The sequence below is a fragment of the Stappia sp. genome (assembly GCF_040110915.1).
In the GTDB taxonomy this organism is placed as follows: Bacteria; Pseudomonadota; Alphaproteobacteria; order Rhizobiales; family Stappiaceae; genus Stappia.
Genome location: NZ_CP157793.1, coordinates 2,048,363 through 2,063,464, shown reverse-complemented (window position 1 = coordinate 2,063,464; position 15,102 = coordinate 2,048,363). Strand labels below are relative to the sequence as shown.

17 protein-coding genes and 1 riboswitch are annotated in these 15,102 nt (G+C 70.1%); of the genes, 9 read left to right on the top strand and 8 right to left on the bottom strand.

Translation table 11 applies throughout. The features are described from left to right. The first annotated feature begins 62 nt into the window (after positions 1 to 62). From ppsA to ABL312_RS09035, 5 genes are all read left to right on the top strand, one after another. Entirely contained in the window at positions 63 to 2,492 is a 2,430-nt protein-coding gene (ppsA, locus tag ABL312_RS09055) for a phosphoenolpyruvate synthase (RefSeq protein ID WP_349361054.1), read from the top strand. 142 nt (positions 2,493 to 2,634) lie between these two features. Further along, positions 2,635 to 3,432, top strand: a complete 798-nt coding sequence (locus ABL312_RS09050) for a DNA-formamidopyrimidine glycosylase family protein (RefSeq protein ID WP_349361053.1) — start codon at positions 2,635 to 2,637, stop codon at positions 3,430 to 3,432. Positions 3,433 to 3,476: 44 nt separating this feature from the next. Continuing rightward, positions 3,477 to 3,726, top strand: a riboswitch (cobalamin riboswitch). Positions 3,727 to 3,755: 29 nt separating this feature from the next. Further along, the gene (locus ABL312_RS09045) at positions 3,756 to 3,926 is read left to right on the top strand and encodes a CbtB domain-containing protein (protein WP_349361052.1); all 171 of its coding nucleotides are present in this window, start codon (positions 3,756 to 3,758) and stop codon (positions 3,924 to 3,926) included. A 12-nt stretch (positions 3,927 to 3,938) separates the two neighbouring features. After that, positions 3,939 to 4,649 (top strand): CbtA family protein, encoded by a 711-nt coding sequence (locus ABL312_RS09040; RefSeq protein ID WP_349361051.1) that lies wholly within the window; start codon positions 3,939 to 3,941, stop codon positions 4,647 to 4,649. 135 nt (positions 4,650 to 4,784) lie between these two features. Beyond that, a complete protein-coding gene (locus tag ABL312_RS09035) occupies positions 4,785 to 5,420 on the top strand; it encodes a hypothetical protein (protein ID WP_349361050.1) in 636 nt (211 codons plus the stop codon). Between the two features lie 15 nt (positions 5,421 to 5,435). On the opposite strand, the gene ABL312_RS09030 is transcribed toward ABL312_RS09035, so the two are convergent. After that, positions 5,436 to 5,582 (bottom strand): hypothetical protein, encoded by a 147-nt coding sequence (locus ABL312_RS09030; RefSeq protein ID WP_349361049.1) that lies wholly within the window; start codon positions 5,580 to 5,582, stop codon positions 5,436 to 5,438. Next, positions 5,569 to 7,071, bottom strand: coding sequence for a BCCT family transporter (locus tag ABL312_RS09025; protein WP_349361048.1), 1,503 nt, complete (start codon positions 7,069 to 7,071; stop codon positions 5,569 to 5,571). Before ABL312_RS09025 ends, ABL312_RS09030 begins: the two co-directional genes overlap by 14 nt. Positions 7,072 to 7,337: 266 nt before the next feature. Here ABL312_RS09025 and ABL312_RS09020 point away from each other — a divergent pair, with 266 nt between their 5' ends. The 4 genes from ABL312_RS09020 to ABL312_RS09005 all read left to right on the top strand — a co-directional run bounded on the left by ABL312_RS09020 (position 7,338) and on the right by ABL312_RS09005 (position 10,839). Then, complete coding sequence (locus tag ABL312_RS09020) at positions 7,338 to 8,408, top strand: pyridoxal-phosphate dependent enzyme (RefSeq protein ID WP_349361047.1); 1,071 nt, start codon at positions 7,338 to 7,340, stop codon at positions 8,406 to 8,408. Continuing rightward, complete coding sequence (locus tag ABL312_RS09015) at positions 8,405 to 9,577, top strand: Xaa-Pro peptidase family protein (RefSeq protein WP_349361046.1); 1,173 nt, start codon at positions 8,405 to 8,407, stop codon at positions 9,575 to 9,577. Before ABL312_RS09020 ends, ABL312_RS09015 begins: the two co-directional genes overlap by 4 nt. Further along, positions 9,574 to 10,314, top strand: coding sequence for an aspartate/glutamate racemase family protein (locus ABL312_RS09010; protein ID WP_349361045.1), 741 nt, complete (start codon positions 9,574 to 9,576; stop codon positions 10,312 to 10,314). The genes ABL312_RS09015 and ABL312_RS09010 overlap by 4 nt, the downstream gene beginning before the upstream one ends. Before the next feature lie 141 nt (positions 10,315 to 10,455). Next, a complete protein-coding gene (locus ABL312_RS09005; protein WP_349361044.1) occupies positions 10,456 to 10,839 on the top strand; it encodes a rhodanese-like domain-containing protein in 384 nt (127 codons plus the stop codon). Positions 10,840 to 10,917: 78 nt separating this feature from the next. On the opposite strand, the gene ABL312_RS09000 is transcribed toward ABL312_RS09005, so the two are convergent. From ABL312_RS09000 to ABL312_RS08975, 6 genes are all read right to left on the bottom strand, one after another. Next, positions 10,918 to 11,313, bottom strand: a complete 396-nt coding sequence (locus tag ABL312_RS09000; RefSeq protein WP_349361043.1) for a MaoC/PaaZ C-terminal domain-containing protein — start codon at positions 11,311 to 11,313, stop codon at positions 10,918 to 10,920. Next, positions 11,306 to 11,761 carry a hypothetical protein gene (locus ABL312_RS08995; protein ID WP_349361042.1) on the bottom strand — a complete coding sequence of 152 codons (456 nt, stop codon included), beginning with the start codon at positions 11,759 to 11,761 and terminating at the stop codon, positions 11,306 to 11,308. Before ABL312_RS08995 ends, ABL312_RS09000 begins: the two co-directional genes overlap by 8 nt. A 10-nt stretch (positions 11,762 to 11,771) precedes the next feature. Then, entirely contained in the window at positions 11,772 to 12,992 is a 1,221-nt protein-coding gene (locus ABL312_RS08990; RefSeq protein ID WP_349361041.1) for a beta-ketoacyl-[acyl-carrier-protein] synthase family protein, read from the bottom strand. Beyond that, entirely contained in the window at positions 12,989 to 13,294 is a 306-nt protein-coding gene (locus ABL312_RS08985) for a phosphopantetheine-binding protein (protein WP_349361040.1), read from the bottom strand. The genes ABL312_RS08990 and ABL312_RS08985 overlap by 4 nt, the downstream gene beginning before the upstream one ends. A gap of 281 nt (positions 13,295 to 13,575) precedes the next feature. After that, on the bottom strand, positions 13,576 to 14,301 hold the full coding sequence (locus tag ABL312_RS08980; RefSeq protein ID WP_349361039.1) for a lysophospholipid acyltransferase family protein: 726 nt from the start codon (positions 14,299 to 14,301) through the stop codon (positions 13,576 to 13,578). Positions 14,302 to 14,392: 91 nt separating this feature from the next. Next, on the bottom strand, positions 14,393 to 15,091 hold the full coding sequence (locus ABL312_RS08975) for a fumarylacetoacetate hydrolase family protein (protein WP_349361038.1): 699 nt from the start codon (positions 15,089 to 15,091) through the stop codon (positions 14,393 to 14,395). Positions 15,092 to 15,102: the final 11 nt, after the last annotated feature.

Sequence of the window (15,102 nt, the reverse complement as noted above, 5' to 3'; positions counted from 1 at the left end):
TCGCAGCCAAACGGGGGCGGCGCCGGGCCGCCTTCGATCCGAAAGACCCGGGGAGGGGCGTGGTGACGGACGAAACGAAGCGTGAGGCGCAGGCGCGGGAGACGATCCTGTGGTTCGAGGAGGTCGGGCGCGGCGATGTCGCGCGCATCGGCGGCAAGAACGCCTCGCTCGGCGAAATGGTCACGGCGCTTGCCCCGCGCGGCATCGCCGTTCCGCCCGGCTTCGCCACGACGGCTGAGGCCTACTGGCGGTTCGTGTCCGAAAACGGGCTCGACCGGGACATCGCCTCCGCCTTGCTCGACTTCAAGCGCGGCGCCGCGACGCTCGCCGAGACGGGCGCGCGCATTCGCGCGGCGTTTCTGGCCGGCGTCTGGCCGGGTGACATCGCGGAGGCGATCACGCTCGCCTATGGGGAGCTGTCGCGCCGCATCGGCCGCCCGGCGGCGGATGTCGCGGTGCGCTCCAGCGCCACCGCCGAGGACCTGCCGGACGCGAGCTTCGCCGGGCAGCAGGAAACCTATCTGAACATCGAGGGCGAGCAGGCGTTGCTCGACGCCTGCCGGCGCTGTTTCGCCTCGCTCTTCACCGACCGCGCCATCAGCTACCGCGAGGCCAGGGGCTTCGAGCATGCGAAAGTGGCCCTGTCCGTCGGCGTGCAGGCGATGGTGCGCTCCGACAGGGGCGGGTCTGGGGTGATGTTCTCCATCGACACGGAAACCGGTTTCGACAAGGTGGCGGTCATCAACGCCGCCTGGGGGCTCGGCGAGACGGTCGTGCAGGGCAGCGTCGACCCGGACGAATACATCGTCTTCAAGCCGCTTCTGGCCGATCCGGATCTGGTGCCGATCGTCGGCAAGCGCCTCGGCGCCAAGCGGGAGAAGATGATCTATGCCGGCGCGCGCGGCGATGCGACGGCCGCGCCGACGCGCATCGTGCCCACATCGAAGGCGGAGCGCGCGGCCTTCGTGCTGGAGGAGGCCGACATTCTCCGGCTGGGGCGCTGGGCGGTCGAGATCGAGGCGCATTACGGCTGCCCGATGGACATGGAATGGGCGCGCGACGGGGTGAGCGGCGAGCTTTTCATCGTCCAGGCTCGGCCCGAGACCGTGCAGTCGCGCCGCGATGCCACGCTGTTTCGCAGCTACCGCGTGGAGACCCCCGGTCCGGAACTGACGCGCGGGCTCGCCATCGGCGACGCCGCCGTCGCCGCGCCCGTCTGCCTGATCGAGGACGTGGCCGACATCGACCGCTTCGTCGACGGCAGCATTCTCGTCACCGGCACCACGGATCCGGACTGGGTGCCGGTGATGAAGCGCGCCGCCGGCATCGTCACCGATCACGGCGGACGCACCTCGCATGCGGCCATCGTCAGCCGCGAGCTCGGTCTGCCGGCCATCGTCGGCACGGGCGCGGCGACCCGGTTGCTGCATTCGCAGCAGGAGGTGACGCTGTCGTGCGCGCAGGGCGACGAGGGCGTCGTCTTCGACGGGGTGGCGGAGATCGCGGTCGAGGAGATCGGTCTCGACGACATCCCGCGCACCGACACGAAGGTGATGCTCAACCTCGCCAATCCGTCCGCCGCCTTTCGCTGGTGGCGGATGCCGGCGGATGGCGTCGGGCTCGCGCGCATGGAGTTCGTGATCGCCAACCACATCCGCGTGCACCCGATGGCGCTCGCCCATTTCGAGCGCGTCACCGATGCGGACACGCGGGCCGAAATCGAGGCGTTGACCGCCGGTTACGCTGAGAAGACCGAGTATTTCGTCGACCGTCTCGCGCGCGATCTGGGGCGCATCGCGGCCGCCGTGCATCCGCGTCCGGTCATCATCCGCATGAGCGATTTCAAGACCAACGAATACGCCAATCTGCTCGGCGGGGCCGATTTCGAGCCGCGGGAGGAAAACCCGATGATCGGGTTTCGCGGCGCGTCGCGCTACTATTCGCCGGCCTATCGCGACGGCTTCGCGCTCGAATGCCGCGCGATCCGGCGGCTGCGCGAGCGGATGGGCTTCGCCAATGCCATCGTCATGATCCCCTTCTGCCGCTCGCCCGAGGAGGCCGACAAGGTGCTCGCCGTGATGGCCGAGAACGGGCTGCGGCGCGGCGAGGACGGGCTGAAGGTCTATGTCATGTGCGAGATCCCGGCCAATGTTGTGCTGGCCGATGCCTTCGCCGAGCGGTTCGACGGGTTTTCCATCGGCTCCAACGACCTGACGCAGCTGACGCTGGGCGTCGACCGGGATTCCGAACTGCTGTCGCATCTCTTCGACGAGCGCAACGAGGCGGTCGAATGGATGATCGCCAACGTCATCCGCGCGGCGCAGGCAAGCGGCGCGAAGGTGGGGCTGTGCGGCCAGGCGCCGAGCGATCACCCGGAGTTCGCCCGCTTTCTCGTGGGCTGCGGCATCGACTCCCTGTCGGTGACGCCGGACAGCTTCGTCGCGGTCAAACGGCATGTGGCGGCGGCCGAAGCCGGGCGGCGCGACGCCTGAGGCGGACCGGGCATCCAGGGCGCGCGCGGCCGGTGCTGATCCGAATCGCCGGGGCGCGTCGTAGAGAAGGGCGCGGTATCCCGCGCTCCCGCCCGACCTGTCGCGTCATCCCGCCGGCGCTTCGTCTCATTCCGGAGGTGCCATGCCCGAGGGGCATACGATCCATCGCGCCGCGCGCGATCACCATCGCCTGTTCGCCGGCTCCGTGCTGGCCGTGTCCTCGCCGCAGGGGCGCTTTTCCGAGGGCGCGGCCCGGCTCGACGAGCGCCGTTGCACGGGCGTCGAGGCCTTCGGCAAGCATCTGATCTACCGCTTCGAGGGTGGTGACGTCCTGCATGTGCATCTCGGCCTCTTCGGGCGCATTCGCAAGCGTCGGCTGCCGGCGCCCGACCCCGTCGGGGCGGTGCGGGTGCGCCTCGTCGGCGACACGCATCTGGTGGACATCAACGGTCCGACGATCTGCGAGGTGCTCGATCCCGACGGGCTTTCGGCCGTGGTCGCGCGCATCGGCCCGGACGTGTTGCGGGCCGATGCCGACCCCGAGCGGGCGTTCTCGCGCATCGCCCGCAGCCGGACCGGGATCGGTCGGCTCATCATGAACCAATCGGTGATGGCCGGTATCGGCAACATCTACCGCACCGAAATCCTCTGGCGGCAGGGCATTCATCCGGATACGCCGGGGCGGGACCTGCCGCGCGCGGCGCTCGAGCGGATCTGGGCCGACGCGGTGCATCTGCTGGAGATCGGGGTGCGGCGCAATGCCATCGTCACGATCGACGACGCCCCGCCGGGCAAGGGGCGCTACCGCGAGCGCGTCAATATCTTCAACAAGGACGTGTGCCCGGCCTGCGGCGGCGCGATCGCCCGGATCGAGCTCGACGCGCGCCGCGCCTTTGTCTGCCCCGCCTGCCAGCCCGCGCCGGCCGCCGCGCCCGACTGAGGCGCGCGCGGGTGGTGCCGGCGCTTGTCAGCGCCCGAAAAGCGTGTAGGCTGATCGGGCTTGGTGTTCGCAAGCGCGCCTGAGCGCGCCGAACTCAATAGGGAATTCGGACAGGGCCGACCCATGTCGGGGGCCCGATGCCGAAGCCGCCCCCGCGACTGTATGCGGAGAGCGACCGCCCGTTAAACCACTCGGATCCGTCCGTGGCGCGATGCGCCGCCGGGCGTCCGGGGAAGGTGGTGCGGAAGCCGTGACCCGCGAGCCAGGAGACCTGCCAGGCGATCACGACAACCGGCCGTCGGGTGTGACGGCAAGGAGGCATCATGACTGCACATGTTTCGACCGCTTCGGCGAGCCGCTCCGGCCTTGCCGGGATCGTTCTGGCCGCCCTGTTCGGGCTGGCGATCGTCACCGTGACGGGCCACGTCCAGGCAAGCGCGCTGCACGACGCGGCGCATGACGTGCGCCACGCGACCGGCTTCCCCTGTCACTGACGCCGCCGCGCCATGTTTTCCCGCATCGTTGCCAGCGCCGTGTTCGCTGGCGCTGCGGCCGGGCTGATCGCCGCCCTGCTGCAGCTCGCTTTCGTGCAACCTGTTCTGCTGCACGCGGAACTCTATGAATCGGGCGCCCTCGTGCATTTCGGGGGCACCCCCGTCAGTGCCCATCAGGACGTTCTCGCCTTCGACCCGCTGCGCGACGGGCTGAGCGTGCTCTTCACCATGCTCACCTACACCGGCTACGCGCTGATCCTCGTGGCGCTGATGGCCCATGCCGAAAGCCGGGGCACGCGGATCACCGCGCGCAGCGGCATTCTTTGGGGCATCGCCGGTTTCGTCGCGGTGCATTTCGCGCCGGGCTTTTCGCTCGCGCCGGAAGTGCCGGGCGTGGCGGCGGCCGATGTCTTCGACCGGCAGATCTGGTGGTTCGCCACCGTTGCGACCGCCGGACTGGCCATATGGCTGATCGCCTTCGGGCGCGGCTTCGTGGCCTGGGGCGCGGCCGCCGTGCTGCTGCTCGCCCCGCATGTCATCGGCGCGCCGGAACCTGACGTCTTCACCGGACCCGTGCCGACGGAGATCGGGGCACTGTTCGCCGCCCGCGCCTTCGGGATCGGCCTTGCCGCCTGGGTGCTCCTCGGCTGTTTCGCCGGATACTTCTGGCAGCGCGAGGGCGCCCGCGCCGGCGCGGCCCAGACCGCCCAAGCCGGGTCCTGACGCGGAACACGGGACACGGGACACCTCCGGGCGCCGGGATCTTCCCCGCGCCCGGAACGGTCGACCGCCGCAGCGCTCCCGGGGTGACGCAACCGGATCGGCGCGGGGCGCGATCCGAGATGGAAAGACTGTGAGATGGACCGTGGACTTGCCCTTCTCGGCATCGGTCTCCTGTTCGGCGGCGGCATCGGCTTCGTCGCCGCCGCCGGCAATGGCATCACCCTCGATGGCCACGAACACGGTCCGGGCGGGCACGCTGGTGCGGGACACGTGGCTCACGGGCACGCGCGGTCCGCCGCCGCCTTTGCCCAGCCGCGCGCCGATGCGACCGCCCTGTTGTCGCAGCCGGTCGCGCGGGCGGACGATTCCCTGTTCGACATCTGCACCTCTCAGGGCGCGGTCGCCGCTGCCCACAGCCACGACGAGGTGTTTTCGGTGCCGCCGGGACCGGGGGCGCCGACGCTTGATGTGTCGCTCGCCCGCGGTGCGTCGGCCGGCTGGAACCTGCATGTCGAGACGGCGGGTTTTCGCTTCGCGCCCGAGCGCGCGAGCGGGCCGCATGTGCCCGGCGAGGGGCACGCCCATGTCTATGTGGATGGCGAGAAGGTCGCGCGGCTCTATGCGCCCTGGATGCATTTCGATGCGCTGCCCGAAGGGGCCCGCGTCAAGGTCACGCTGACGACCAACGATCACCGGCAGATCGCCGTCGGCGACACGCCGCTGTCCGCCGAGGTGACGGCCGGCGAGGTCACGGTCGACGGGGGATCCTGACGCCGGGGAGCGGTGCTACGTCTTGTTTCGGTCGGAGGCGTCGCGGTCCGACGTCTTCTCCTCCGCTGTGGGCAGCTTGCGGGTCGCGATCCAGATCATCGCACCGATGAAGGCGAAGGTGCCGAGGTTGAGCAGCGTGTCGAGCAGGTCACCGATCAGCATGGCGCGATCCTTCCTGGCCGAGGGCGCGCAGGAAGCACACCACGAGCAGCACGAGAATGAAGACGAAGGGCAGGGCGCCGAGCGCGATCAGCGTCTTCACCGCGTCGATGGAGCCCGACAGGATCATGCCGGCGCCGAGCAGGCCGAGCAGCACGCCCCACACGAGGCGCAGGCGCGGCGCCGGGTCGGGATCGCCGTTGCTGGAGAAGGTGCCGAGCACGAAGGCGGCGCTGACCACGCTGGTGACGATGAAGAGGAAGGCGGCGGCGATGGTCGCCAGCGTCGTCAGCGTGGTGAACGGCAGGCGCTCCAGCAGGCCGAAGGTCACGCGGTCGACGTCGGTCCTGGTCAATTCGATCAGCCCGCCGCCGTTGTTGAGCGTGTCGAACAGGCCGATGCCGCCGAAGGCGCCGAACCACAGCACCGAAAACAGCGTCGGCCCGATGAGCACGCCGAGCACGAACTCCCGGATTGTGCGCCCGCGCGAGATGCGCGCCACGAAGACGCCGACGAAGGGCCCCCAGGCGATCCACCAGACCATGTAGGTCAGTGTCCAGTCGCTGAACCAGCGGGCCACCGCGTCGTCGAAAAAGGTGAAGGTCTGGAAGCCGCGCGGGATTGCCTGCGTCACGTAGTTTCCGAAGCCGCCGAGGACCGAATTGAGCAGATATTGCGTCGGCCCCAGCACCACGGTGAAGACCACAAGCGCGACGGCGATGGCCATGGCCAGATTGGACAGCCGCGACATGCCGCTGCCGAGGTCGACCAGCAGCGGTGGGATGTAGCACCCGACCATCAGCGCGAAGACCAGCGCGATCAGCCAGGCGCCCGCGCCGTCGCCGCCGAGCAGCACGTCGACGCCGGCGGCCACCTGGAAGACGCCCATGGCGATGGAGCCCCCGACACCGATGGCGATCGCCGCGATGGCCATGAAATCGCTCAGCCAGCCGACGATCCGGGCCCAGGTCTCGCCGGGAAACAGATGCTCGACCGGCGCGCTGACCAGCATCGGCGTGCCGCGACGAAAGCTGAAATAGGCGATCACCAGCGCCGTCGCGCCATAGATCGCCCAGGCGTGGATGCCCCAGTTGAAGAGCGTCGTGGTGAGCGCCTGCTCGGCGGCGAGCGGGTCGGGCATGCCCTCGCGGATGAAGGCGAAGTGCGTGAGCGGTTCGGCCACGGCCCAGAACAGCAGCCCGACGCCCATGCCGGCGGCGAACAGCATGGTGATCCACGAGACGGTGGAGAACTCCGGGCGGTCGTCGTCGGCCCCGAGCCGGATGTCGCCGATCCGCGACACGGCAAGCCCCAGGCACAGCAGGAGCAGGCCGCTCACCGTCAGCATGACGAACCAGCCGCGGCTCAGGAAATAGGCGTCGACGATGCGCGCGGAGATCGCCGTCACGCCCGCCGGGTCGATCACGCTCCACAGCCCGACGGCGAAGACGAGGGAGAGCGAGGCGGCCAGCAGGGTCTGCGTGCGGGTCATGGCGGGCCTCTTCGTCGCGCCTCGGCGGTGCGCGTCCGGGTGGCGGGGCGGGCGGCCGGGGACGGCGACCGCGTGCATCCAGAATGACGGCTTCTCCCGGGCAGGGCAATGCGGGCGCCGCCTTGCCGTTCCTGTGGCGGCGGTCCCACGCTTCTCCATCGATCTCTCGACCCGGGACGGTCCGCATGCGACCTTTGTGACGCTGCGGAATTGACAGGGCGCCTTGCCTGCGTCCTCATCGAGCTTGAGCAAACCGAGGGGGCCTTGTGCATATCGTTTCAAACGCACGTCACGGCGACGTGCCGGCCCTGGCCGGTCTCGAGGCCATTCCCGACCCGAGCACGGATGTCGCGGCGGTGGCGGCCCTGCTTGCACGATGCCCGGCGGCGGCGGAAACGCCGCTTCTGGCCACCGACGAACTGGCCCGCGCTGCGGGCGTCGCCGCCCTGCACGTCAAGGACGAGCGCGGCCGCATGGGGCTCGGCAGCTTCAAGGCGCTGGGGGCGGCCTATGTCATCGCCTGCGACGCGGTGGCGACGGGTGCCGAGGATCTTAAAACGGCGCTCGGCGACGTGACCTATGTGACGGCGAGCGCGGGCAATCACGGGCTGTCGGTCGCCGCCGGGGCGGGGGTCTTCGGTGCCCGCGCCGTCGTTCATTTGGCTGACACGGTGCCGGAGGCCTTTGCCGACCGCCTGCGGGAGAAGGGCGCGGAGGTGGTGCGCTCCGGCGCCGACTACGAAGCCAGCATGGCGGCCGCCGAACGGGCGGCGGAGGACAACGGCTGGCGGCTTCTCTCCGACAGTTCCTGGCCCGGTTACACGACGCGGCCGTGGCGGCTGATGGAGGGCTATCTGGCTCTGATGGACGAGGCGATCCGGCAAATGCCGGCGCCGCCGACGCATCTGCTGCTGCAGGCCGGGGTCGGCGGGCTCGCCGGGGCGGCGGCCGCGCTGGCGCGCGCCGTCTGGGGCGAGCGGGTGCGGATCGTCGTCGTCGAACCCGCGGCCGCGCCGGCGCTTCAGGCCTCCATCGCCGCCGGACGGCCAGTGGAGACCCCGGGACCGGTGTCGTCCATGGGCCGGCTCGACTGCAAGGCGCCGTCGCTGATCGCGCTCAAGGGGCTTGCGCGCGACGCCGATGCCTTCGTGACGCTGGAGGACGCGGAGGTGGAGGCGCATCTCGCCACGCTGGCGGCGGCCGGCCTGGCGACGACGCCCTCCGGGGGCGCTGGGCTGGCGGCGCTTCTCGCCGCCGACGCCGAGGCGCGCGCGGCGCTCGGCCTCGGCGCGGAGAGCCGGGTTCTGGCCATCGTGAGCGAGGAGGCGGGCCCATGAACGCGCCCGAGCGCGGGTTTCCCGACGAAGAGTATCGCGCCCGGCTGCGGCGCGCGCAAAGTGCCATGGTCGAGGCCGGTCTCGACGCGCTGCTCGTCACCACCGAGGCGGATGTGCGCTATTTCACGGGCTTTCTCACCCGCTTCTGGGAGAGCCCGACGCGGCCGTGGTTCATCGTGGTGCCGGCGGTCGGCCTGCCGATTGCCGTGATTCCCTCCATCGGCGCCCCCCTGATGGGGCGCACCTGGCTGCACGACGTGCGCTCGTGGCGTGCGCCGGACGCGGAGGATGACGGCGTGTCGCTGCTCGGCGAGGCCCTGCGCGAGGTGGCCGGGCCGGCGGGGATCGTCGGCACGCCGATGGGCCCGGAAACCCATCTGCGCATGCCGCTCGGCGACTATGCGCGCCTTGCCGAGCGCATCGCGCCGATGCGGCTGCGCTCCGATGCCGGGCTGGTGCAGGCCCTGCGGCGGGTGAAATCCGACCGAGAAATAGCGAAAATCCACCACGCCTGCGCCATCGCGGACCGGGCGTTTGCGCACGTGCCGGAGATCGCCGGCCCGGGCGTGCCGCTGTCCACCGTGGCGCGCCGGTTTCAGGCGCTCTGTCTGGAGGAGGGGGCGGACTGGGTGCCCTATCTCGCCTGCCCCTGCGACGCGGGCGGTTATGCCGATGTGATCTCGCCGGCCGACGACCGGCCGCTTGCGCACGGCGACGTGCTGATGCTCGACACCGGGCTGGTGCACGACGGCCACTTCTGCGATTTCGACCGCAACTTCGCCATCGGCCATGCGACACCGGCCACGCGGGACGCCCATCGCCGGCTGATCGAGGCGGTCGACGCCGCCATGACGCTGGCCCGGCCCGGCGCACGGGCTTGCGATCTCTTTCATGCGATGGATGCCATCGTCACCGGCGGGGCGGGCGGCAGCGACACCGGGCGGCTGGGCCACGGGCTCGGCACGCAGCTCACCGAAGGGCCGTCGCTGGTGCCCGGCGACACCACCCGGCTGGAACCGGGCATGGTGCTGACCCTGGAGCCGGGGATCGAGGTGTCCCGGGGGCGGATCCTCGTGCATGAGGAGAACATCGTCATCCGCGAAACGGGCGCGGAGTTCCTGTCGACGCCGGCGGCGCCCGGGATCGTCGTGCTGGGGGCGGCCGGATGACCGGTTTCGCCTATCGTCTCGACCCGCCGGACCGGCCCCGGCTGGGGCTGATCATCCTGCAGGCGGACGAGACCATCGAGGGTGAGTTTCCCGCGCTCGTCGAGGGGCGTGCGGCGGTGCATGTGTCCCGCGTGCCGAGCGGGCGGGAGGTGACCCGTGACACGCTGTCGGCGATGGCCGGCGCCCTGCCGGCAGCGGCCGGCGTGTTTCCCGAGGGCGCGCGGTTCGATTGCATCGGCTATGCCTGCACATCGGGCGCCTCGGTCATCGGATCGGCGCGCGTGGCGGAACTTATCGGCGCCGTCGCCGAGACCCGCGCGGTGACCGACCCGGTGCGCGCGCTGGTGGCTGCCTGCGCGGCGCTTAAGGTGCGCCGTCTCGCCCTGCTGTCGCCCTATGTGGCGGAGGTCTCGGACGGATTGCGGGCGGTGCTGGCCGACAGCGGGATCGAGACGCCGGTCTTCGGCTCGTTCAACGTCGCGGAGGAGGCGAAGGTCGCCCGCATCGATGCTCCCTCCCTAATGTCGGCGGCCTGCGCGCTCGCGCAGGATTCTCGGGTCCAGGCGGTTGTTCTCTCCTGCACCAACCTGCGCACCCGCGACATTGTCGCGGAGATCGAGGCCCGCTGCGGCAAGCCGGTGCTCACCAGCACGCAGGCGCTGGCCTGGCACATGGCGCGGCGCGCCGGTTTGCCGGCATTGTCGTCGCGCTACGGACGGATCATGGCGCAGGCCTAGGATTTCCCGGTCTTTTCTTCTTTGCGCAGGCCCTTGAAACGCCATGCCGAAGCTGTATCGATGGGCGTCAGCACCAGCGGAGGCGTCCGGGAAGGGCCTTGCCGGGCGCGCCGCCTCCACCATCCAATCGGGAGTTTCGGGATGAAGAGCGAAGATATCAACGGGCGCACGCTCGAGACCTGGACGGCCGCGGAAGTGGCCGATGCGCTTGCCAAGCGCGAAATCCTGCTGATCGACGTGCGCAGCCCGCAGGAGTTCATGATCGATCACATCGAAGGTGCGGTCCTCAGCCCCATCGCCTTCTTCGACGCGACGCATCTGCCGAAGGAGACCGACCGCCGGATCGTGCTCCATTGCGGATCGGGGGTGCGCTCGGAAAAGGCGGCGATCGCCTGCCTCGAGGCCGGCTTCGGCAAGATCGCCCACATGGAAGGCGGCATGGCGGCCTGGAAGCAGGGGGGACTGCCCTATGTCGGCACCGACATGGCCTCCGGCGCGCCGAAGCGCATGAACATCAGCGCATGAACAACGGCTGATCGAAGCGCGGGGGGCACCGCTTGGGCGGTGCCCCGTCGCGGTATGGCATGATCGGGAGCGCGAACTTCAGGCCGCGACGGTCGCGTCGCCGATGCAATAGGTGGCGCCGTCGCCGTCCTGCACGCTGAGCCGCACGATGATGCGGTCCGCCTCGACCTTGGCGATGCGTCCGCGCACGGCAACAGCCGTTCCGACCGCCAGCGGTTTCAGGAAGCGCGTCTGCAGGGTGAGGATGCGCGCCTCGGGGCGCCAGGCGCGCAGGGCCGCCTCGAACTGACCCATGATCAGCATGCCGTGCACAATCCGCCCCGGCAGTCCGGCGGCGCGGGCGCGCGCGTCATCGAGGTGGATCGGGTTGCGGTCGCCGGATGCCTCGGCATAGGCCGTCACCTGCGCCGCGTCGAGCGGCTCGAAAGGGGCGGCGGGAAGAAGCGTGCCGACGTCGGGCTGCGGTTCACGCATCGCCGGCCTCCGTCGCCGTCGGTTCTCGACGGTTCTCGAACAGCACGATTTCCGCCTGGAACTCCTGCAGCGCAGCCTCGGCCGCGGGGTCGGCCGTCTCGCGATGGACGCGCCCGCGCAGCGTCAGCCGGTCCGCCCGCTTCGGGCTTTGCTGCCAGTCGATGACGACCGTATAGCGGCACCGGCGCTCAAGATCCTCGGCGAAGGCGAAGGACTGGGCCTGATGCACCAGCACCGCGTCGCGCTCCCGCGCCAGGCGTTCCAGATGATCGACGACCGCGGGCCGCGCCAGCACGGTGAAGGCGAAGGTCGCCGGCACGCGCGGGGAAACCGGATCCGGGCGCGCGGAACCGGCGAGGGCCGCGGCGAAGGCGTCGACGGCGGCCGGCCCGGTCTCCAGCGTTTCCACGCAAAGCGGCGTCCAGCCGGGCGCGTCCGGTGCGATCATGGCGTCTGCGTCAGCTCAGGGTGCGCACGGCGAGCGTCGCATTGATGCCGCCGAAGGCGAAGGAATTGCTGAGCGCGGCCGTGATGGGAGCGGGGCGGGCCTCGTTCGCCACCGGATCGAGCCGGCACTTGGGATCGGGGGCGACCCAGTTGATCGTCGGCGGCGCGACCTGCTCGGTGAGCGCCCGGATCGTGATGACGAGTTCGATGGCGCCCGCCGCGCCGAGGGCGTGGCCGTGGATCGGCTTGGTCGAGGACACGGGCAACTCGTCGAGCCGGTCGCCGAAGACGTTGCGCAGGGCCTGGGTCTCGGAGATGTCGTTGAGGATCGTGCCCGTGCCGTGGGCGTTGACGTAGCCGATGTCCGTCGGCGAAAGACCGGCATCCTCGATGGCGTTGCGCATCGAGGCTTCCGGTCCGTCCACGGTCGGGCGCAGCAGGTCGCCGGCGTCGCTGGTCGTGCCGTAGCCGGCGATCTCGGCGATCGGCGTGGCGCCGCGCGCCAGCGCGTGCTCGAGATCCTCGATCATCAGCACCGCCGCGCCTTCGCCGAGCACCATGCCGTTGCGCTTGTCGGAAAACGGACGGCAGGCCTCCGGCGCCATCACGCGCAGGATCTCCCAGGCCCGGAAGGTCGCGGGCGTGAGCAGGGCCTCGCTGCCGCCGACCAGACAGCGGTCGATCATGCCGGAGCGGATGAGCTGCAGGCCGTAGCCGATGGCCTGTGTGCCGGACGCGCAGGCGCTGGAGACGGCCAGCGACGGCCCGCGCACACCGAAGCGCATGCTGACCTGCGAGGCGGCGGCGTTCGGCATCACCTTGGCGATGGTCATCAGGTCGGGGCGGGTCTTGGTCACGTAGAAGCCGTAGTGCCCGTCGTCATTCGTCCAGGAGCCGCCGATGCCGGAGCCGATGATGGCGCCGGTGCGCGCGCCGAGCGGCGCGTCGGTGTCCATCCCGGCCTGTTCCAGGGCCTGTTTGGCCGCGACCAGCGCGAATTGGGCGAAGCGGTCCGTCGTCTTGATCTCCTGCGCGCTCAGGTGATCGGCCGGATCGAAGTCGGGAATATGGGCCGCCTTGGTGATGCGCTGGCGCGGATAGCGTTCCAGATGGAATTCGGAAACGCCCGTTCGGCCGCTGCGCGCGGCATCCCAGAGTGTTTCGGCGGTCTGTCCGGCGGCCGTCACGGCCCCCATTCCTGTCACGACGACGCGACGTGTCTGGGTACTCACGCAGCGTCTTCCTTCATGCGCGCCGCGAGAACCTTCAGGAAATCGCCCACCGTCTCGGCGTCGGCCAGATCGCCGTCGACGGGGATGTAGACACCGAATTCCTCCTCGATCGCCATCAGGATCACAACCATGTCCGCAGACTGGATGCCCAGATCCTCGAAGGTGGCATCCGGCTTCAGCGTCTCGCGCTCCACCATGCCTTCCTTGGCGACGAGATCCAGCAGGCGCTCGAGCGTTGCCGGATCGATCCCTTCGGCCATGTTTTCCATCTCGTGTCCCAGTTCCTGAGATCGTGTTTTCATGCCGCTGTCATAAGAGGTCGCGGGACGAGGTTCCAGAGCCAATTTCGTGAAATCGGCCGCGAATCCGCACGGGGCCTCCCGGCTGCGTTGCGCCAGCGAGTGGTATCGGGTCATCCGTCGCGCGGTCGGGACCGTCACGACCGGACGTCATGACGGAAAACGGGAGGGTGGGTCCTTTGCAAGACACCCGCGGCTGGCCCCGTCCGGGCGCGGATATGTACTCGTCGCTTTTACCAGTCTCGCCCCTCCAACGTCCAGCGGCCAGGGCCGGCCAATTGGCTTCACGGATGCGCCGGTCCAGTGCGCTGCGGCTCGGCGAGCGCCTGCGAGCGGTGTTCGATGGCCTCTTGCAGGCGGTCCGAAAAGGCGTCGGGACGCAGTCCCGGGGCAATCGGGGGCAGAATGTCGATGACGATGGTGCCGGAATGGCGCCAGAGGCTGCGGCGCGGCCAGAACACCCCGGAATTGAGCGCGACCGGAATGCAGGGAACATTCAGCGCGCGGTACAGCGCCACGACGCCCGGCTTGTAGTCCGGCGGGGCGCCCGGGGCCCGCCGCGTGCCCTCCGGGAAGATCACCACGGACCGGCCCTCCCTCAGACGGGCCTTGGCTGTGCGGATCAGGCTCATCAGCGCCGGCGCGCCCGCGCCGCGGTCGATGGCGATGTGCTTCAGCCGCCACATGGCCCAGCCGGCGACGGGAATGTAGGTCAGCTCGCGTTTCAGGACGATCGCCGGGTCGTCCAGAATGACCTGCAACGCCAGGGTTTCGAAGGCCGACTGATGCTTCGCGGCGACGAGGCAGGGACCGGCGGCGTCGAGATGATCGCGGCCGCGCACCTCGTAGGTGAGGCCGCACAGGACCTTCAGCGCCCAGAGCCATCCCCGGATCACGGTCCGCACCACCGCCAGACAGAATCGGCGCGGCAGGACCAGAAGCACGCAAAGGGGCGCGAAGACGACGAGCGTCGCCAGAGGAATCGCGAGAAAGGTGAGCGAGCGCAGCACCGTAGCCGGTCCCACGGGGGGACGGCGAGGGGACGCGGCCCCCTCGCCGGCGGATCTCGTCGCGGGGCGGGTCAAGCGGGCAGGCTCCCGGTCACGCGCGCGGCGCGAGTGTGACGGAAATCCCGGTCACGCCCGCGATGCCGCCCTCCAGCCGGTCGCCCGGCAGCACCGCGCCGACGCCGGCCGGCGTGCCGGTGAAGATCAGGTCGCCCGGGGCAAGCCGGACCGAGCGGCTGCAGATGGAAATGATATCCGGCACCGGCCAGATCTGGTCGGCGAGATCGGCGTCCTGACGGGTCTCGCCGTTCACCGCGAGATGAATGCGGCCGGAGGCCGGGTGGCCGGTGCGCGCGACCGGCACCAGCGGCGCGACCGGAGCGGAGAAGTCGAAGCCCTTGGCCCAGTCCCAGGGGCGGCCCATCTCCTTGGCCTCGGCCTGGAGATCGCGGCGGGTCAGGTCGATGCCGGCCGAATAGCCCCAGACATGCTCCAGCGCGTGCGCGACGGAGATGTCATGGCCGCCGGTTCCGATGGCAACGACGAGTTCCATCTCGAAATGCAGATCGTCGGTCAGCGGCGGATAAGGCACTGCGCCGCCCGCGTCGCACACAGCATCCGCCGGCTTGGTGAAGAAGAAGGGCGGCTCGCGGTCCGGATCCTTGCCCATCTCCCGGGCGTGGGCGGCATAGTTGCGCCCGACGCAGAACACGCGGCGGATGGGGAAACGCTCCTCGCTGCCGTCGATGGCGACGCTCGGCGTGGGGGCGGGCGAAAACGCGTAGCGGACCACGAAGAAACTCC

Bases quoted from the DNA above. Each gene is read 5' to 3' on its own strand.
- ABL312_RS09005 (WP_349361044.1), top strand. From the start codon at position 10,456: ATGAAGAGCGAAGATATCAACGGGCGCACGCTCGAGACCTGGACGGCC.
- ABL312_RS09035 (WP_349361050.1), top strand. From the start codon at position 4,785: ATGGACCGTGGACTTGCCCTTCTCGGCATCGGTCTCCTGTTCGGCGGC.
- ABL312_RS09040 (WP_349361051.1), top strand. From the start codon at position 3,939: ATGTTTTCCCGCATCGTTGCCAGCGCCGTGTTCGCTGGCGCTGCGGCC.
- ABL312_RS09030 (WP_349361049.1), bottom strand. From the start codon at position 5,582: ATGCTGATCGGTGACCTGCTCGACACGCTGCTCAACCTCGGCACCTTC.
- ABL312_RS09025 (WP_349361048.1), bottom strand. From the start codon at position 7,071: ATGACCCGCACGCAGACCCTGCTGGCCGCCTCGCTCTCCCTCGTCTTC.
- ABL312_RS09050 (WP_349361053.1), top strand. From the start codon at position 2,635: ATGCCCGAGGGGCATACGATCCATCGCGCCGCGCGCGATCACCATCGC.
- ABL312_RS09010 (WP_349361045.1), top strand. From the start codon at position 9,574: ATGACCGGTTTCGCCTATCGTCTCGACCCGCCGGACCGGCCCCGGCTG.
- ABL312_RS08995 (WP_349361042.1), bottom strand. From the start codon at position 11,761: ATGATCGCACCGGACGCGCCCGGCTGGACGCCGCTTTGCGTGGAAACG.
- ABL312_RS09015 (WP_349361046.1), top strand. From the start codon at position 8,405: ATGAACGCGCCCGAGCGCGGGTTTCCCGACGAAGAGTATCGCGCCCGG.
- ABL312_RS09045 (WP_349361052.1), top strand. From the start codon at position 3,756: ATGACTGCACATGTTTCGACCGCTTCGGCGAGCCGCTCCGGCCTTGCC.
- ABL312_RS08985 (WP_349361040.1), bottom strand. From the start codon at position 13,294: ATGAAAACACGATCTCAGGAACTGGGACACGAGATGGAAAACATGGCC.
- ABL312_RS09000 (WP_349361043.1), bottom strand. From the start codon at position 11,313: ATGCGTGAACCGCAGCCCGACGTCGGCACGCTTCTTCCCGCCGCCCCT.